Below are 17,893 nucleotides of genomic sequence, written 5' to 3'. Positions count from 1 at the left end.
TAGGATTTCAAAAATGAAGTCTTATAGCTATTTTTGTGTAGCAGTAAAAATTGTGAAGGGTATGTTTGGGAAAAATATTTGTGATTACTTGATTTGAATCAAGTTGGAAAATTGCTATTTGTCAGACAATAAAGTATAATTAGAGAAAATCTTGTTTGCAAAGGAACAGGATAAACGATAACTTTAAATAATATGTTTTTGTCTGTTGATTTTGGGCGTGTAAAAAGGAAAAAGTATGAGTGATGAAAGAAAAAGGGAAAATGAAGAGGAAAAACTGAAAGATTTTTTTCATAATGTGATAGGAATAAAATCGGAAGCTGTGCTGGAGGTGTTGGCGGAGAACTCGGAAATCTGTAAGTTGAAAGCAAAAACTTTGCTGATGAAAGAGAATGAGAAGGTAGATGCGATTTCTTTTTTGTATAAAAAGGGTGGTCTTGTAAAGTCATATTATGAAAAATCGGATGGAAAAAAACAGGTTCACTGTTTTGCGCATTTTCCGGGGGAAGCTTTGGTAGGGATCATGAATTTGGACAAGCAGATAACCTCTTTCCTGACAGTGGAGTTGATAACGGATTGTGAAATTGTAAGGATATCAGCGGATGTTCTTCGAAAGCTGGCTATGGAGAATATAGAAATTGCTCTGGTTTGTAATCGGATGCAGAGTGTGGCATCTATGAGGGAATATGAATACAGAAAAATGATTCTTACCTGTAATCCAGTACAGAGGTATGAATATTTTCTGGAAACCTATCCGGGGCTGGAAAAAAAGGTGAACAAAAAAGATATAGCATCTTATCTGAACATGACACCTGAATGCTTCAGCAGGATGCTGAAAAAATATGATGGGGCTTGACAGAGGTGGAAAGTAACTGTCAATTCACATAATAAAACTCACAAATCAAGGAGGAAAAAATTCATGAAGAAAAAGAAAAATGTACTATTAATGATTCTTGCTGCAGTAGTAGCAATGCTTGCCATGTCTGTGAATGTTTGGGCAGCACAGAAGAATCCATTGGCGAAGATGCCAACAAAGATGAAAGTTACATTGGGGTGTAGCGTAGATAATGTAACTAATTATTCTACACCGGTATATTATAATCGTGAAAATATAGAAATCTCTGCGGTAAGCAGTAATCCTAAAGTAATGATGGTGTTTTCACGTGTATCTGGCAGTGATGGTGGTGCGAAAAGAAATGCATTTTACCAGGTAACCGGAATCAAGGAAGGAACAGCTAAGGTTAATGTTACTGTAAAAGTAAATGGAAAAACATATAAAAAAACCTGCACCTATACATTTGTAAAATATACAAATCCATTTAAAACGCTGAAAATCGGGAAAAAGAACCTGGTTTCCTACTATGCAAAAGAGCCGGAACCAAATTTATATGGGGTTGTAAGCAGATTGAATGGAAAACTGACTTATAGCCTGAAAGCAGGATATAAAGTAGAAAAGATAGAATACAGCAGATTTGTTAATGCTAACAACGGAAGCATAAAAATGTATTCTATCAAAAAAGGACAAAAGCTTCCAAAAGATTTTTTGGCACTTTTTATCAAGTTAAAGAATACTAAAAATAATGCCTATGTTTCTATTAGAGTAGATAATAATTAGGGCAGTAGTGTTATGTAAGATAAGGAGCTAAGATGAAGAAAAAGTTCTCAGCGATTTTAACAGGTGTTTTTTTGATACTGTTTTGTATGATAATGCCAGTAACTGTAAATGCTGCGCAAAAAACACCTGGAAGAGTAAAAATGGTAAATGCGTATTCTGATCCGGATGTTAATCAGGTTCATGTTACATGGGACAAAACGACAAATGCTACAGAATATGTTCTGTTTTATAAAGAGGTTGGCGCAGATAAGTGGAAGAAAGTGCTATCTGTTAATTCTTCCAGAAAGAGCACTGCTATTCGGTATTGCTGTGAATGATGATAAGACGGGTGTTATATTACAATGGGAAAAATATGAGGATGGGCGATCTGAAAAAAGGAAAGGAAACTGTTATTCCGCAGGTCAGGTAATGGCAAGAATTTATCAGGCAATGGGATATAAAGCAACAGTCCGATCAGCCATTCATGATAAAAAGTCCAGATATCCCAGCAATATGATTATGGGTTCTGACCATTATAATGTCGAGGTTATAATGAACGGAAGGACCTATTATCTTGATGCAACTCCCGGATGTGGAGGCGTTTATTTATCCTCCCCAAAAGAAGTCCTGGAATCATATATATACGGTGGAAATGGATGGGAGCGCATACAATAAAAAATGCAAGTCTGAATTATTCATGATAACTTGTCTTATTTTAGAAAGGAAAAAAATTATGCAGAGAAAGAAAAATGTATTAGTAATGATTCTTGCGACAGTAGTAGCAATGCTTGCCATGTCTGTAAATGTCTGGGCAGCACAGAAGAATCCTCTGGCGCAAATGTCAACGAAGACCAGTGCTGTATTATATTCAGCACCAGCTGGAATGGGGTGCGATTATTTCACACCTGAATATACATCAAAGGTGAAAATCAGCGTAAAGAGTTATAATACAAAGGTTGTAACTGTAAAGGGTTATACCTTTGAAAGAAACGGAAAATATTCCGCAGGATATGAGACAACACCAATAGCACCGGGAAACACTAAAATTAAAGTTAAGGTTACGGTTGGATCGAAATCCTATACAAGAACATGCAGTTATACAGTATATAAATGGGAAAATCCGTTGAAGACATTTAAAATCGGTTCAAAAAATTACTGCTCAAAGTTAAATAAATCGGGTACTGTTACAGTGTCAGAGGATTCATTGAATGGGAGACTGGTATATAAGTTAAAACCGGATTATACACTGGTATCCATGTTATGCTATACAAAAACCGGGGATAAGTATTCTGCAGTCAAAAATATAAAAAGTGGAAAAAAGCTTCCACAGGGTACTTACGGTATATTTATGCAGATTAAATCCAGAAAAAATAATAAGTTTTATAATGTGAGGCTTTATACAGAATAACAGTTAAGTCTGCAGTACGCTTTCCTTTGTAAAAATTATGCGAACATACTCTTAAAATAAAACTCGTTGTAAATCTGGAAGAAGAACTGACAGAAATAGGAAAGTCAGAATTGTATACAGATTTGACAAAACTAATTATAAAAATTGCGGACTATATTTTTCGCGAAGAGGACAATGTTCGGAAAGGAATAGGTGATATTATGGGAGGAAAAGTTCTGGAATTGGAATCTGAAAGACTTAAAGCAGAGGGAAAAGCAATTGGACGTGCAGAAGGAGAGGCAATCGGACAGGCAAGAGGCGAGGCAATCGGGCAGATTCAGGGAGAAGTTCGACTGGGAAGTCTGATTACTCGACTGATTCAGGATCAGAGAACGGAAGAAATCCCGATTGTATCAACAGATTCTAAAAGACGTGAGCAACTAAATAAGGAATATGGTCTTTAATGAATATTACGTTTTCAAAGCAGTAGGATGAAAGGAATGCGACCTTTCTCCTGCTGTTTTTCTGTCTGAATAAATTCAAGAGATATAGATTTCAATGAGGTAAAGCATTAAAAATATAACTTTAAACTATAACTGGTACTAGGTATTATGAATTGGCATAATCGGAAGTGTAGTGGTATAGTATGTTCATGCTCAACAGAGCGGGGAATAAGAGAGAGGGAGAATGAGATGTCTGGGATTGTGATTGAAAAGGTCCGGAAGTCTTTTGACACGAAAGATGGCGTGGTCGAGGCTTTGAAGGATGTGAACCTGAATATCGATTCCGGTGATATATATGGGATTATCGGTATGTCGGGGGCAGGTAAGAGTACATTGGTACGATGTATGAATTTTCTGGAGGTTCCTACAGAGGGACAGGTTCTGATAGATGGGAAGGCTCTTGGAGATTTGACAGAGAAGGAATTGAGGAAACAGAGGGAAGAGATTGGTATGATCTTCCAGCATTTCAATCTGCTGATGCAGAAGTCAGTGATCGATAATGTCTGTTTTCCCCTTTATATAAAAGGAAAGAAGAAGGCAGAGGCCAGAAAGAGGGCAGCAGAGCTTTTAGAAATCGTTGGTCTGGGGGACAGGCAGAATGCTTATCCTGCACAGCTCTCCGGTGGACAGAAGCAGAGGGTTGCTATTGCAAGAGCACTTGCATCGGATCCGAAGATCTTACTTTGTGATGAGGCTACCAGTGCACTGGATCCGCAGACTACTTCTTCCATTCTGGAATTGCTGAAAAAGATTAATAAGCAGTTTGGAATCACCATAGTGATCATTACTCATCAGATGTCGGTTGTGCGTGAAATCTGTACACATGTGGCGATCATGTATGAGGGTGAAGTGGTTGAGAAAGGACTGGTTGCAGATATTTTTGCAAATCCTCAGTCAGAGGTTGCCAAAGAACTGATCCGAAAGGATACAGGCTCCGATATCGACGCAGACAGTAGACTGGATGCCGGCAGGGAAAAAGGACAGGCAGAGATTAAAAGTGGTGAGAAAATACGAATCGTATTTTCAGAGAATTCAGCTTTTGAGCCTGTGATCGCAAATCTGATCCTTACATTCGGAGAACCGGTAAATATTCTGAAGGCAGATACCAAGAATGTAGGTGGTGTAGCCAAGGGAGAGATGATACTGGAGTTTATGGAGGGCAGTACCAGAACAGAAATGATGAAACAGTATCTGAAAGAAAAAGGTTTAGCAATCGGGGAGGTGACAGAATATGTGGGATCATGAGACAATAATGATGATTGTCCAGGGTGTGGGAGAAACACTTTACATGACAGTTCTTTCCACAGTTCTGGGATACCTGTTCGGACTTCCCATGGGAGTGTTGCTGGCAGTATCAGATAAAGAGGGACTGAAACCAAATGCAGTGTTGTATAAGATACTGGATGCAATTGCAAATATTGTGAGAAGTATTCCGTTTCTGATCTTGTTGATTCTGCTCATTCCTTTCACCAGAGCAGTAGTGGGAAAGAGCTATGGATCCACAGCAACTGTAGTGCCTCTGGTAGTGGCTGCCATTCCTTTTATAGCACGAATGGTGGAATCTTCTATTAAAGAGGTTGATGCAGGTGTGATCGAGGCAGCCAGAGCTATGGGTGCAAGTAATATGAGAATCATTGTGAAAGTGCTTCTGGTAGAAGCTAGAACTTCACTGATCACAGGAGCAACGATTGCGATTGGAACGATTCTTGGTTATTCCGCAATGTCCGGTGCAGTTGGCGGCGGCGGACTTGGAGATATCGCCATCCGCTATGGATATTACAGATATCAGTCAGATATCATGATCGTGACAGTTATCCTGCTGGTGATCCTGGTACAGATTTTCCAGTCAGTGGGAATGCTGATTGCTAATAAGATAGACAGAAGAAAATAAAAAATGAAATAACAATAAAATTAAATTCAGGAGGACAATTATTATGAAAAAATTAGTAGCAGCAGTTTTAACAGGAGTATTAGTAGCAGGAACTTTAAGCACAGGAGTTTACGCAAAGGATGATGACAAGACAATCACAGTTGCAGCGTCTGCAACACCACATGCAGAAATCCTTGAAGAAGCAAAGCCAATTCTTGAGAAAGAAGGATATGATCTGGAAGTTACTGTATTTGATGACTATGTAAGACCAAACGAGGTTGTAGAGAGTGGAGAATTCGATGCAAACTACTTCCAGCACATTCCATATCTGGAGCAGTTCAATGAAGAAAAAGGTACACACCTTGTAAATGCAGGTGGAATTCATTATGAGCCATTCGGAATTTATCCGGGAACAAAAGACAGCCTGGATGATCTGGAAGATGGAGATTCTATCGCAGTACCAAATGATACAACAAACGAAGCAAGAGCACTTCTTCTTCTTCAGGATAATGGAATCATCACACTAAAAGAAGGCGCAGGATTAAATGCAACTGTTAAGGATATTGCAGAGAATCCTCACAATGTGGAGATCGTAGAGCTGGAAGCTGCACAGGTCGCACGTGTTACAGGCGAGACAGCTTATGTGGTATTAAATGGAAACTATGCTCTGGAAGCTGGCTTCTCAGTTGGAAAAGATGCACTTGCATATGAGAAATCTGATTCTGAGGCAGCAAAGACATACGTAAACGTAATCGCAGTAAAAGAAGGCAATGAAGACAGCGAAAAAATCCAGGCACTTGTAGACGTACTGAAATCTGATGAGATCAAAGATTTTATCAATGAGAAATATGATGGTGCAGTAATTCCTTTTGAAGAAAACTCAGATGCAGAAGAAGCAGATACAGAAGATGCAGATGATGCAGACAGCAAAGACGCAGACAATGCAGATGACACAGCAGAAGAAAATGCAGATACAACTGACACAGCAGAAGACGCTGAATAAGTAAAGATAACAGGAGATTCCTTTTTCAGGTAAAACTGGAGAGGGAATCTTTTTTTGCAAAAACATATAGGATTTCCATTGTATTAAGGAGAATCCAGCAGAGAATCTGTCAGTGATTGGAGAATGCATAGGCATTTTAAGATTAAATATACAGGGGATGAATCTGAAAGATATAGACTTTCTGAAAAATCTGAGCCTGGATTACCTGGATATGAGTAATGTGGAAGTAGAAAACAATATATTTGAGCCATTGACAGAGATGAAGAAACTGGATACTCTGTGTATGTGTGATGTAAATGAGGCGGCTGCCGAAACTCTTTCGCAGATGAGTACCTTAAAGGCGCTGTTCATGTGGGGGGATAGTACCATACTGGAGAATCTGAAACCATTGAAAGGGATGACACAGCTGGAGACACTTGCATTCACAACACAGATTTCCTCGTTAGAAGGAATCGAACAGTTTCCTTCATTAAATTTCCTGTCAGTGAGTTTCAGCCTGGTGAAAGATCTGTCTCCTGTCACAGGAGCAAAGAATCTGCAGGTAATAGATATTTCCAATGCAGATATTGAAAATTTTGAACCGCTGTTTGGACATTCGGGACTGACGGAGGTACACTGTACAGAGGAACAAAAAGAAGAAATCATGAAGATAGATTCTTCTCCTGATTTTGAAATTTATACATAAAAAGGGACAAAATTGTCCCGCTCTAAAATGGGCAGATATGGTACACTTAACAGTATCATATCTGCTTTTAAATTATGGATCAGTCATCAGATAACGGATAGTGGTAAAGATCAAAAAAATACAACCTCGGGTTTTGACAGAAGGGAGATATGAACAGGAAAGAGGTGTGAGAAGAAATGAAAGAAACAGAAGAAATCATGGGAATGATAAAAGAGGAAGGCGCCGCATATTTTGCAAGAGAACGAGGAAACAAGGTAGAGGTAGGGCTTTATCTTGAGCATATAATCGAAGAGCGTGGAATGAAAAAGAAAGACATTGTGCGAAAGCTGAATCTGGAAGAATCCTATGCACGAAAACTGTTTGGCGGTCAGCGAATCCCCACAAGGAAAATACTGCTGCAGTGTGCGTTTCTCCTTTCTCTTGATCTGTCGGATACACAAAGGCTTCTGGATATCGGTCAGAAGCCGAGACTTTATCCGCGCGTACGTTACGATGCAGCGATTATTTATGGACTGGAAGAGAAGATGACACTGGAAGAGATGAACAGCTTCCTGGATGAAATCGGGGAAGAGGTTTTATTGTAAAATATTTTTGAAAGATATCCCGGAAGGGATTCTGAACGCTGTCAAAAATGAAGATGGCAGTGTATAAAATTACAGAGGTATAAAAAAATCATTCCCGCAAATTGTTCAAGCTGCGATTACATCTTGTAGGGTGCTTTTTTTAATACACTCAAATCCAGAAAAAGGAGGGTTTTACGTATGAAGAAAAAACAAGTCGCATTATTGTTGGCAGCACTTATGTGCATAACACCTGTGGCAGAAAGCGCAGCTGTTATGGGTGCAGAATTTTCTTCGGGGGAAGAAACTGTAGAGATGCAGGGCACGGAGGAAGAAGCCGAAGCAGAGAATACGGCAGAAATCTGGACATCCGGGGAAGAAGTATCAGATTTTGGTACGGACGAAGCGCCGGAAGTGGACGTATTTACATCAGAAGAATCAGAGGCATCGACAGACGCAGCAGGTGCTAAACAGGTAAAAGGATCTTTTGAAGTGGCATACATAACAGAGGAACAGTACAATAATGCCCTGCAGAATGAAGAACGTCCGGAAGTGGACATGAAAACAGTAGAAGACACTACTTTTTCAAATGCGTTAAACAGTATCGAAGGAGAAAATACAGGATACTGTTTTGTAAACGTCCAGGATCTGGAAGATGCAGCAGACTTTGTGGCTCCTGAAGGGATGACAGTACTGGTGGAGAATGCAAGAGCCAGAAGTATTACACCGAACGGAAACATCGCATTCTGGGGTATGGTAGATCCGCCAGAGACGATTGAAATCAAAGAAGGAAAAGGAACGACAACTTTCTTCTGTCAGGATATGAGAAGCGTATTAAAAGGAACAGGTTCCGATGATAAAGTGATCTTTTGTGGGCAGAATAATGCGATAGGTGGTATTTCCGGAGTAGAAAATATATATCTGAGAAATAACAGCCATGATCTGCAGGTATTTGGTGCCAGTGAATTTTTTAATATTTACAATGAAACGGATAATATCAAAAACCATCCGCAGGAAGAAAATGCTTTTTTCATACACATTGTAAACAGTAAGACTGCTCCGGTATTCCATAAAACATTTGACTGGGGTACTGGCGAGTTTGAAAATGAAAATGGAGAGAAGTGGAGCAGTCCTTACGGAATTGGAATTATATATAAGACATCAGATGAGAAAGGTGAATGGGAAGATATTCCTGTTCCGGCTGGTACACAGGCAGTGAAATATGATATGTCTGACGAAGATATTGTGGAAATGCTTTCCAGAATTTGGGTCTATTCAGAAGATGGTACGACTCAGGATATGAATGGAAAAATCTGGAATCCGGATAAAGATAATGCGGTTGATATTCAGGAATTTCAGGATTGTGAAGGAATGTCAGCACAGGAGATTTTCGAGGCATGCGGAAGGGCAGAATTCCCTGATGGAGGATGTGTGTGGATTAACGTCGCACCGACAGCACAGGCGGAAAGATATATAAATGCATATCAGAAGAAGAACAATGCCAGTGGCTATTATCTGATGAATATGAAAGCTAACACCAAGATCAGTGGAACGCTTACTGTTCCAAGTGCTGCGAAAGCACTGAAGATAGAGGGACAGAATAATTATGACGAAAGCACAGATACAGATAATTTTGTTCCGGCTTCAATTTCTTCTGTAAATGTTCCGGCAGGCAAGAAACTGTCACTGTCCAGAATTCTTGTAAAAGCAAATACTTTAACTTTTACAGGCTCTGGAGAAGTGGAACTTATGAATGCCAGATTAAATGCAAATGTAACAGCAGATAAAATTAAGATTGCGGATGCTGTAGTGAAGAGCCTGGACTGTAAAGAACTGACATCAGAAGAGGGTGTATGTCTGGTTGTATCTGAATATCTGAATTTTGAGAAAGCAGTGATTAATCCGGAGATAACCATTTATGGACAGCCGGGAGCTTATCTGAAATTTGGTGAAATTGACAGTGCAGAATACTCTCAGACAGCAATTCCGCAGATTTATCTTGGAACAAACGGAAAACAGACAGCGCAACTGTATATAGGCGGAGCATTGAAACTTGGTACATATGAAGCGGAAGGTGAGACATATTCAAGAAATCTGATCGTTCGACAGTTTGATACAAAAGAAGCGCAGGCAGCAGGCGTTCCTGTATCGAAAGACTGTTTTGATCCAACATATAGGTATGCCTGGGAGGAGACAGAGGATAATGACTGGTTTTACTTTACAAAAATATACAAGAATGAAGAAATAAAACTTGTTACGGTCAATGCTAGTCTGGATGAAGAATATTCTACAAACAGACTTCGGGCGCAGTTTAGATTTGATGTAAATGGTGAGAAAAAATATGGAGTAGTACTTCCTCGATACAGTTATCTGGATGAATTCGAAGGTTTAACAACCGGAATTGATGGAAATAAACGCCGTTTATTTTATGTAGACTGGTGGACAAATGAAGAGAAAATAAAAGCTGTTGAGATTCCTGCATACTATGAGTTCTCAGGTCAATCTCTGAACAGCATCGCATCCGCACAGATTTCTACAATCAAGACCCAACTTTATGCAGGTAAGGCGATTAAACCGTCAGTAACAGTAACCTTAAACGGCAAGAAGCTGAAAGCCGGAACAGATTACACCGTTTCCTATGCAAATAACACAAAAGCCGGCTCCACAGCATCTGTGATTATTACAGGTAAAGGCAATTATGTTGGCACAGCGATCCAGAATTTCGAAATTGCGGCGATTCCGGCAAAAGGAAAGGTATACACATCCGGAAACCTGAAATACAAGGTAACTAAATCCGCATACAAGAATGGAACAGTAAGCGTTTATGCTCCGGCAGAGAAATCTCTTACAAGTGCATCTGTTCCTGCAACAGTAAAAATTAATGGTTATACATTTAATGTAACAGCAATTGGTGATAAAGCATTTAATGGCTGCACAAAACTGAAAAAAGTCACGATAGGATCCAAAGTAACCACAATTGGAAAACAGGCGTTTAACGGATGTAAAGCGCTGACTTCCATTACAGTTAATTCTAAAGTACTCAAAACAGTAGGAGCATCTGCATTAAAGGGAATTTCTGCTAAGGCAGTAATCAAAGTTCCGGCAGCAAAATTAAGTGCATACCAGAAACTTTTCAAGGGCAAAGGACAGAAAAATTCTGTAAAGATTACAAAATAAGAAATAGAAACAAAGATTATATAGCTAAAACCATACAGTTAAAATTATATAGAGGCAGAATCAGTAAAAATTTCTGCTACACATAAAAAGATAGTTCCAGAAGAAGAAGCCCGGAATTAGTGTACCGACAAGATTGTTTCAAGAATCAACTTGTCGGTACATCAGAGTTGTTGTCATGAGCAATTCTGTTTCCGGGTTTCATTTACCTGTATTTCTTTGAAAAATTCAGGTGATAAGATGGCTTTAAAATGTATAAACAATTAGAAAAATAAAAAAAATTAAAAAAGTTTCAAAAAAGGTGTTGACATCCGACAAAATCCATTATATAATAGCAAAGCAAGTTACGGAGCGGACAACAAATAAGCCGCCTGAAACAAGCACAATATGGAATCTTAGCTCAGCTGGGAGAGCATCTGCCTTACAAGCAGAGGGTCATAGGTTCGAGCCCTATAGGTTCCATATCTTAAAGAAAATGGCGAGATAGCTCAGTTGGCTAGAGCACACGGTTCATACCCGTGGTGTCGAGGGTTCGAATCCCCCTCTCGCTACTTGACAGAGAAATCTGTCACCAACAAATATGGAATCTTAGCTCAGCTGGGAGAGCATCTGCCTTACAAGCAGAGGGTCATAGGTTCGAGCCCTATAGGTTCCATATCTTAAAAGAAAATGGCGAGATAGCTCAGTTGGCTAGAGCACACGGTTCATACCCGTGGTGTCGAGGGTTCGAATCCCCCTCTCGCTACTATTTACGAAAGATAAGTCTATAAACCTGGATAAGGGGTTTGTGGGCTTTTTTTCATTTCTGAATAAATCAATTTAACCGAATCAAGTAAGTCCCCTGCGGAGGTTGCGAATATCCGATTGACAAATTGTTTCTTTATGATATTTACCCTGAAAACGATTATGATACAGAAGAATTATGAAATGTACTATAGAAACGTAAATATGGAAAATGGTTATACATGGAATATTGAAAATTGAATAGACTTCACATCCGGAACTTGTTATAATCAGCAGAAAAAGAACGAAATGATAAGTAAACAGATCAGGAGGTGAGAAACATGCTGGACAAAAACGATATGAAAATGTTAAGGGAAATGATGGAAACTACGGTAAAAGAAACAGTAGAAGCTACGGTAAAAGAAACAGTAGAAGCTACCGTTCAGAAAGCTATTGAACCGTTACAGCAGGATATTTGCGATTTAAAAGAAGAAGTAAACGGTGTTAAACTTCATCTTGAAAATGTAACTGACAGAAATATTTCAATTTTAGCGGAAAATCATGGTTATCTGGTGAAAAAATTCAATGAAGCCGTAGAAGCAGCACATAATAATCATGTGAATACAGTACAGACCAGTTACCTGATAGAACATGTTGCAAATCTTGAGAACAGAATGCAGGCAGTAGAAAAAAATATGGCATTGTAATGCGCAGGAACAATAAGTCTGGATGTGAAGCCTATTGAGGTTTCGATATATTAATACATTAATACATAAATTTTTGCATATCTATTGCCATAATTTCTTAAATCCTTTATAATATCAACGGGTAAAAGCAAGGAGATATATCAACAGTATGATGAAATGATAACAAGGTAGTTATTCTCAGGGGATAGCTGCCTTTTTTAACAAGATATAACAAGAATTCTCCCACTATAGGTGGCGAGATGAATTGCAAACAAGAAAATGAACGGCAGTGGCGGACGGAGAGAAATCGGTATCCTCCACTGATATGAGGCAAATCACGGTCAGCATGTTGCTGACATGTCAGACTCTGTGAAATTACCGACTGTGAGTTGAAACAAATAAATTCTGACTATTGATAAACAGACTGCCTTGCCATTACACGTTAACATCCACGAAAGAGAGGGAAAGGAATGGAGAAACAAGAGAAAAACACAGTAACACCCTACGACCTTGACGGAAGGCCGCCACTGAAGCTGGCGATTCCTCTTGGTTTGCAGCATGTGCTGGCTATGTTCGTAGGTAATCTTACACCGCTTCTGATCATCACAGCAGCCTGTGGAATCGAAGCCGGCGGAGAACTGCAGGTAGCACTTCTGCAGAATGCCATGCTGATTGCAGGTATTGTAACATTGGTTCAGGTATTTACCATAGGACCTGTGGGTGGTAAACTCCCCATCGTTATGGGAACCAGTTCCGGTTTCATTGGCGTATGCCAGAGTGTTGCAGGAGTCATGGGTAATGGAGTGGTTGCGTATGGTGCGATCATGGCGGCATCCTTTATCGGCGGTCTTTTTGAAACTGTACTGGGAAGCTTCCTGAAACCACTGAGAAAATTTTTTCCGTCAGTTGTAACAGGAACCGTTGTATTATCAATCGGTCTTTCACTGATCGCTGTTGGTATCAGTTCTTTTGGAGGCGGAAGTTCCGCTAAGGACTACGGTTCTCTGGAGAATCTGTTTGTAGGCTTTGTAGTTCTGGTTGTAATTGTCGTATTAAAACATGGAACAAAAGGATTTACAAGCTTTGCATCAATTCTGATCGGTATTATCGTAGGATATGTGCTGGTAAGTATTATGGCAGCAGTTCTTCCTACCACATTTACCTATGTGGATGATGCAGGTGCAACAGTAGAAGCTACCAAATCCTGGGTTCTTAACTGGGATAAAGTAGCAAACGCATCCTGGTTTGCAGTGCCGAAGATCATGCCTGTCAAATGGGTATTTGATGCAAGGGCAATCGTTCCGATCTGCATCATGTTTATTGTAACAGCTGTAGAGACTGTCGGTGATATTTCCGGTATCACAGAGGGCGGTCTTGGAAGAGAAGCTACAGACAAAGAGCTTTCCGGCGGCGTTATGTGTGATGGCCTTGGATCTTCACTGGCAGCAGTATTTGGCGTACTTCCGAATACTTCTTTTAGCCAGAACGTAGGTCTGGTTGCAATGAACAAGGTTGTAAACCGTTTTTCAATTGCAACAGGCGGTATTTTCCTTATCGCATGTGGTCTGTTTCCTAAACTTGCAGCACTGATCTCCATCATGCCTCAGAGTGTACTGGGCGGTGCGGCAGTTATGATGTTCTCATCTATTGTTGTCAGCGGTATCCAGCTTATCACAAAATGGCCGGTAACTCCGAGAAACGTAACAATTGTCTCCGTTGCACTTGGTCTTGGCTATGGACTGGGGGCAAACTCAGCAGTCCTTGCACATATGCCGCAGGCGATCACACTGATCTTTGGTGGTTCAGGAATTGTACCTGCAGCACTGTTTGCTATTATTCTGAATATCGTGCTTCCACCGGATGAGAAATCCGAAGTTGAGATTGCAGAAGAGATTCTTGACATGAAGAAAAAAGAGGCACAGAAGAAATAGCGGCACACTGGGAGTGTTCGAAAGTGAATAAGTAAAACAATAAAAAGCGTGAAACTGGGAATATCTGGTTTTGCGCTTTTATTCAGATTATAGTGAATGATTATCTGGTGCAGATGTATGTGGCGAAAACAGACTGCAGATGTCTGGAATGAATTTTGGCTTGTATGTCTCGGGATTTTGGCATATTCATGCCAAAACATCTTGCGGGATAGTGGTGTGTGAACAATAACGTAATGATAAAAATATGTTATTGAATGAAATTCAGGGTTGACAAATATAGCTTCCGGTGGTAAATTAAGTGTAAATTTAACAGATTAAACCGATGAAGCGGAAGTCAAAGCAGTCATGCGCGCACAGAGAATCCGGGAAGGTGAGAGCCGGGTGGAAATGCAGTCTGCCAAATGGGCCGCTGAGGGCACAGTGAAAGGTTGAAGATTACAGAGCAGACTAAGTATCCTGTGACGTGAGGCATACGTCAGTTGCCGGAAATATGAAGGTATTTCGCAAAGAGTACGGTTCAAACCGTAAATCAAGGTGGCACCGCGGGTGAAGTATATACGCTCGTCCTTGACAGAAACGATAATTCTGTCAAGGACGGGCTTTTTTATGTTCCTGGCAGAAACTGAATTAATCACAGGAGGTGTTCCCATGTATCCAACATTAGAAACCATCAGGCGGCTTGCACAGACAAAAGAATATCGTCGTATTCCTCTGTGCAGAGAACTTTATGCAGACAGATATACACCGGTAGAGGTAATGCGCATTTTGCGAAAAGCCAGCCGCCATTGTTACCTGCTGGAAAGTGCCAGCCAGACAGAAGTGTGGGGCAGGTATTCTTTTCTGGGGTATGAACCGTCCATGGAGATTACCTGTACAGACGGAACATTGAAGATCCGGACAACCGATGCTGAGGGAAAAACAGAGGAAACCGTAAGGCAGGTCACACATCCCGGTGATACTCTCAGAGAAATCATCCGGAAATATAAAACTCCGGTAATGGAAAAGATGCCTCCTTTTACAGGCGGTCTGGTAGGATATTTCTCCTACGATTATATCAAATACAGTGAACCAAAGCTGAAACTGGAGGACAGGGAACAGCAGGATTTCAGGGACATGGATTTAATGCTTTTTGATCAGGTGATCGTATTTGACCATTTCAGACAGAAAGTACTTCTGATCACAGGTGTGATGACAGATGATCTGGAAGCTTCCTACGAGAAAGCAGTAAAGAAGTTGGAGGAAATGGCGCAGCTGATTCGAAACGGGGAGCATATGGAATTTGAACCGCTGAGACTTCAGTCAGAAATACAGCCGAAATTTCCGAAAGAAAAATATGCAGAGATGGTGGAGAAAGCCAAACATTACATCAGAGAAGGTGATATTTTCCAGGTGGTACTTTCCAATCCCATGCGTGCGAAAGCAACAGGAAGTCTGTTTGATACTTACCGGGTTCTTCGGGCATCTAATCCTTCTCCTTATATGTTCTACTTTTCCAGCGATGACATTGAACTGGCAGGTGCTTCCCCTGAAACACTTGCGAAGCTGGAAAATGGCACCTTAAGTACCTTCCCTCTGGCAGGAACCAGACCAAGAGGAAAGACAAGAGAAGAGGATAAAGAACTTGAAGAGGGACTTCTGAAAGATGAGAAAGAGCTGGCAGAACACAATATGCTGGTAGACCTGGGAAGAAACGATATTGGAAAGATCAGCAAGATCGGAACTGTAAAAGTAGAAAAGTATCTCTGCGTAGAACGTTTTTCCCATGTAATGCATCTGGGCTCCACAGTAACAGGAATTATCCGGGATGATAAAGACGCTGTGGATGCAGTAGACGCAATCCTTCCGGCAGGAACCCTTTCCGGAGCACCCAAATTCAGAGCCTGCCAGATCATCGAGGAACTGGAACAGAGCAAACGAGGCATTTACGGAGGCGCCATCGGATATCTGGATTTTGCAGGAAATCTGGATACCTGTATTGCCATCCGCCTGGTTTATAAGAAAAACGGAGAAATCTGTATCCGTTCAGGTGCCGGAATTGTGGCAGACAGTGTACCGGAAAAGGAATTTCAGGAATGCTGCAACAAGGCAAGAGCTGTGGTACAGGCAATTGAACAGGCACAGGAGGGATTAGAATGATATTACTGATCGATAATTATGACAGCTTTTCCTATAACTTATATCAGCTCATCGGCGCAGTGGAACCGGACATCAAAGTAGTGAGAAACGATGAGTGTATACTGGAAGAAATCGCAGAGATGAAACCGGAAGCCATCATTTTATCCCCTGGTCCGGGAAGGCCGGAGGATGCAGGTATCTGTATTCCGGTGATTAAAGAATTTGCAGGAAAAATTCCCATTCTGGGTGTGTGCCTGGGACATCAGTCCATCTGCGAAGCCTTTGGAGGAACCGTTTCCTATGCAAAGGAACTGATGCATGGAAAGAAAAAGCTGATGTATAAAACAGGAGAAAGTCAGCTTTTTAAGGGCCTGCCGGATACCTTTGCAGCAGCCAGATATCATTCCCTGGCAGCATTAAAGGATACCCTGCCTGCAGAACTTAGGGTGACAGCAGAGTCAGAGGACGGAGAGGTCATGGCAGTGGAACATATGAACTATCCTGTGTTCGGAGTACAGTTTCATCCTGAATCTGTAATGACACCGGACGGCAGAGTGATGATAGAGAATTTTATGGAGGTAGTGAGAAATGATTAAGGAAGCCATTATTAAATTATCAAAGAAACAGGACTTAACATACGCAGAAGCAGAAACTGTAATGGACGAGATCATGAGCGGTCAGGCAACACCTGTACAGATGTCCGCCTATCTTACAGCTTTATCCTTAAAAGGAGAGACCATTGATGAGATCACTGCTTCCGCAGCAGGCATGAGAGCACACTGCATCAAACTTCTCCACAACCTGGATGTGCTTGAAATCGTGGGTACCGGCGGAGACGGTTCTAACTCCTTTAATATTTCCACCACTTCTTCTCTGGTGATCGCAGCAGGCGGTGTTCCGGTTGCAAAACATGGAAACAGAGCAGCATCTTCTAAATCCGGTGCAGCAGATGTTCTGGAAGCACTGGGAGTGAAGATTACACTGACGCCGGAACGCAGTGCAGAGATCCTGAAAAAGATCAACATCTGCTTCCTGTTTGCACAGAATTATCACATTGCAATGAAATATGTGGCACCGATCCGTAAAGAGCTTGGAATCCGTACTGTATTTAACATTCTTGGACCGTTAAGTAATCCTGCAGGGGCAAACATGGAACTGATGGGAGTTTACGATCAGTCACTGGTGGAGCCACTGGCTCAGGTTATGGCAAATCTGGGCGTTGACAGAGGAATGGTTGTTTACGGACAGGACAGCCTGGATGAAATTTCCATGTGTGCACCTACTTCTGTATGTGAGATCAGGGATGGCAAATTTACTTCCTATGAGATTACACCGGAACAGTTTGGATATGAGAGATGTGAGAAGGGTGCCCTGACAGGTGGTACACCTGCAGAAAACGCAGAGATCACAAAAGCAATCCTGAAGGGTGAGGAAAAAGGTTCGAAGCGTCAGGCAGTATGTTTAAATGCAGGTGCAGCACTCTATATTGCAGGAAAAGCCGCTTCCATAGAAGAAGGAGTGAAGTTGGCAGAATCCCTCATCGACAGTGGTGCAGCACTGAAGAAACTGGAAGAATTTGTAGAAGAGACAAATAAATAAAAAACAACGAAAAACTACTAATGTAAAGGAAATCTGTAACTGTCCGGTAATCTGCTGACTGTGGAT

17 protein-coding genes and 4 tRNA genes are annotated in these 17,893 nt (G+C 40.9%); all 21 read left to right on the top strand.

Translation table 11 applies throughout. The features are described from left to right. The first annotated feature begins 235 nt into the window (after positions 1 to 235). The 21 genes from WKT11_RS00850 to trpD all read left to right on the top strand — a co-directional run bounded on the left by WKT11_RS00850 (position 236) and on the right by trpD (position 17,827). On the top strand, positions 236 to 853 hold the full coding sequence (locus WKT11_RS00850; protein ID WP_117675213.1) for a Crp/Fnr family transcriptional regulator: 618 nt from the start codon (positions 236 to 238) through the stop codon (positions 851 to 853). A 63-nt stretch (positions 854 to 916) separates the two neighbouring features. Next, entirely contained in the window at positions 917 to 1,612 is a 696-nt protein-coding gene (locus WKT11_RS00845; RefSeq protein ID WP_117844035.1) for a hypothetical protein, read from the top strand. A 32-nt stretch (positions 1,613 to 1,644) separates the two neighbouring features. Then, entirely contained in the window at positions 1,645 to 1,929 is a 285-nt protein-coding gene (locus WKT11_RS00840; RefSeq protein WP_117844036.1) for a fibronectin type III domain-containing protein, read from the top strand. Continuing rightward, positions 1,922 to 2,266, top strand: a complete 345-nt coding sequence (locus WKT11_RS00835; RefSeq protein WP_117844037.1) for a hypothetical protein — start codon at positions 1,922 to 1,924, stop codon at positions 2,264 to 2,266. Before WKT11_RS00840 ends, WKT11_RS00835 begins: the two co-directional genes overlap by 8 nt. 58 nt (positions 2,267 to 2,324) lie before the next feature. Continuing rightward, complete coding sequence (locus tag WKT11_RS00830) at positions 2,325 to 2,999, top strand: hypothetical protein (protein WP_117844038.1); 675 nt, start codon at positions 2,325 to 2,327, stop codon at positions 2,997 to 2,999. Between the two features lie 122 nt (positions 3,000 to 3,121). Further along, positions 3,122 to 3,442 carry a hypothetical protein gene (locus WKT11_RS00825; protein ID WP_147348957.1) on the top strand — a complete coding sequence of 107 codons (321 nt, stop codon included), beginning with the start codon at positions 3,122 to 3,124 and terminating at the stop codon, positions 3,440 to 3,442. Positions 3,443 to 3,670: 228 nt separating this feature from the next. Then, on the top strand, positions 3,671 to 4,726 hold the full coding sequence (locus WKT11_RS00820) for a methionine ABC transporter ATP-binding protein (RefSeq protein WP_019162464.1): 1,056 nt from the start codon (positions 3,671 to 3,673) through the stop codon (positions 4,724 to 4,726). Continuing rightward, positions 4,713 to 5,372, top strand: coding sequence for a methionine ABC transporter permease (locus WKT11_RS00815; protein WP_117675204.1), 660 nt, complete (start codon positions 4,713 to 4,715; stop codon positions 5,370 to 5,372). Before WKT11_RS00820 ends, WKT11_RS00815 begins: the two co-directional genes overlap by 14 nt. A 43-nt stretch (positions 5,373 to 5,415) precedes the next feature. Then, on the top strand, positions 5,416 to 6,354 hold the full coding sequence (locus WKT11_RS00810; protein ID WP_117844040.1) for a MetQ/NlpA family ABC transporter substrate-binding protein: 939 nt from the start codon (positions 5,416 to 5,418) through the stop codon (positions 6,352 to 6,354). A gap of 157 nt (positions 6,355 to 6,511) precedes the next feature. Continuing rightward, positions 6,512 to 7,039 (top strand): hypothetical protein, encoded by a 528-nt coding sequence (locus WKT11_RS00805; RefSeq protein WP_117675201.1) that lies wholly within the window; start codon positions 6,512 to 6,514, stop codon positions 7,037 to 7,039. A 176-nt stretch (positions 7,040 to 7,215) separates the two neighbouring features. Then, entirely contained in the window at positions 7,216 to 7,623 is a 408-nt protein-coding gene (locus tag WKT11_RS00800) for a hypothetical protein (protein ID WP_117844042.1), read from the top strand. A 177-nt stretch (positions 7,624 to 7,800) separates the two neighbouring features. Further along, positions 7,801 to 10,776 carry a leucine-rich repeat domain-containing protein gene (locus WKT11_RS00795; protein WP_117844043.1) on the top strand — a complete coding sequence of 992 codons (2,976 nt, stop codon included), beginning with the start codon at positions 7,801 to 7,803 and terminating at the stop codon, positions 10,774 to 10,776. Between the two features lie 386 nt (positions 10,777 to 11,162). Further along, a tRNA-Val gene (locus WKT11_RS00790) sits at positions 11,163 to 11,235 on the top strand. Positions 11,236 to 11,250: 15 nt separating this feature from the next. Further along, positions 11,251 to 11,324, top strand: a tRNA-Met gene (locus WKT11_RS00785). Between the two features lie 31 nt (positions 11,325 to 11,355). Beyond that, positions 11,356 to 11,428: transfer RNA gene (locus WKT11_RS00780), tRNA-Val, on the top strand. 16 nt (positions 11,429 to 11,444) lie between these two features. Beyond that, positions 11,445 to 11,518: transfer RNA gene (locus WKT11_RS00775), tRNA-Met, on the top strand. A 319-nt stretch (positions 11,519 to 11,837) separates the two neighbouring features. Next, the gene (locus WKT11_RS00770; protein WP_117675196.1) at positions 11,838 to 12,203 is read left to right on the top strand and encodes a hypothetical protein; all 366 of its coding nucleotides are present in this window, start codon (positions 11,838 to 11,840) and stop codon (positions 12,201 to 12,203) included. 449 nt (positions 12,204 to 12,652) lie between these two features. Then, positions 12,653 to 14,113, top strand: coding sequence for a uracil-xanthine permease family protein (locus tag WKT11_RS00765; protein WP_117675194.1), 1,461 nt, complete (start codon positions 12,653 to 12,655; stop codon positions 14,111 to 14,113). A 648-nt stretch (positions 14,114 to 14,761) separates the two neighbouring features. After that, positions 14,762 to 16,249 (top strand): anthranilate synthase component I, encoded by a 1,488-nt coding sequence (gene trpE / locus WKT11_RS00760; protein WP_117675192.1) that lies wholly within the window; start codon positions 14,762 to 14,764, stop codon positions 16,247 to 16,249. Then, positions 16,246 to 16,824 (top strand): anthranilate synthase component II, encoded by a 579-nt coding sequence (locus WKT11_RS00755; protein WP_117675190.1) that lies wholly within the window; start codon positions 16,246 to 16,248, stop codon positions 16,822 to 16,824. Before trpE ends, WKT11_RS00755 begins: the two co-directional genes overlap by 4 nt. Further along, positions 16,817 to 17,827: an anthranilate phosphoribosyltransferase gene (trpD, locus tag WKT11_RS00750; protein WP_117675188.1), complete on the top strand. Its 1,011-nt coding sequence runs from the start codon at positions 16,817 to 16,819 to the stop codon at positions 17,825 to 17,827. The genes WKT11_RS00755 and trpD overlap by 8 nt, the downstream gene beginning before the upstream one ends. Positions 17,828 to 17,893 lie beyond the last annotated feature (66 nt).

The sequence above is a fragment of the Blautia sp. HCN-1074 genome, from assembly GCF_037890165.1.
Lineage (GTDB): Bacteria > Bacillota > Clostridia > Lachnospirales > Lachnospiraceae > Blautia_A.
Note: the sequence above shows the minus strand (reverse complement) of the source record. Positions and strands in the feature narration are given on the sequence as shown.

Excerpts from the sequence above, each read along its gene's own strand:
- WKT11_RS00850 (WP_117675213.1), top strand. The coding sequence starts at position 236 with ATGAGTGATGAAAGAAAAAGGGAAAATGAAGAGGAAAAACTGAAAGAT.
- WKT11_RS00845 (WP_117844035.1), top strand. The coding sequence starts at position 917 with ATGAAGAAAAAGAAAAATGTACTATTAATGATTCTTGCTGCAGTAGTA.
- WKT11_RS00840 (WP_117844036.1), top strand. The coding sequence starts at position 1,645 with ATGAAGAAAAAGTTCTCAGCGATTTTAACAGGTGTTTTTTTGATACTG.
- WKT11_RS00830 (WP_117844038.1), top strand. The coding sequence starts at position 2,325 with ATGCAGAGAAAGAAAAATGTATTAGTAATGATTCTTGCGACAGTAGTA.
- WKT11_RS00820 (WP_019162464.1), top strand. The coding sequence starts at position 3,671 with ATGTCTGGGATTGTGATTGAAAAGGTCCGGAAGTCTTTTGACACGAAA.
- WKT11_RS00815 (WP_117675204.1), top strand. The coding sequence starts at position 4,713 with ATGTGGGATCATGAGACAATAATGATGATTGTCCAGGGTGTGGGAGAA.
- WKT11_RS00810 (WP_117844040.1), top strand. The coding sequence starts at position 5,416 with ATGAAAAAATTAGTAGCAGCAGTTTTAACAGGAGTATTAGTAGCAGGA.
- WKT11_RS00805 (WP_117675201.1), top strand. The coding sequence starts at position 6,512 with ATGAATCTGAAAGATATAGACTTTCTGAAAAATCTGAGCCTGGATTAC.
- WKT11_RS00800 (WP_117844042.1), top strand. The coding sequence starts at position 7,216 with ATGAAAGAAACAGAAGAAATCATGGGAATGATAAAAGAGGAAGGCGCC.
- WKT11_RS00795 (WP_117844043.1), top strand. The coding sequence starts at position 7,801 with ATGAAGAAAAAACAAGTCGCATTATTGTTGGCAGCACTTATGTGCATA.
- WKT11_RS00770 (WP_117675196.1), top strand. The coding sequence starts at position 11,838 with ATGCTGGACAAAAACGATATGAAAATGTTAAGGGAAATGATGGAAACT.
- WKT11_RS00765 (WP_117675194.1), top strand. The coding sequence starts at position 12,653 with ATGGAGAAACAAGAGAAAAACACAGTAACACCCTACGACCTTGACGGA.
- trpE (WP_117675192.1), top strand. The coding sequence starts at position 14,762 with ATGTATCCAACATTAGAAACCATCAGGCGGCTTGCACAGACAAAAGAA.
- WKT11_RS00755 (WP_117675190.1), top strand. The coding sequence starts at position 16,246 with ATGATATTACTGATCGATAATTATGACAGCTTTTCCTATAACTTATAT.
- trpD (WP_117675188.1), top strand. The coding sequence starts at position 16,817 with ATGATTAAGGAAGCCATTATTAAATTATCAAAGAAACAGGACTTAACA.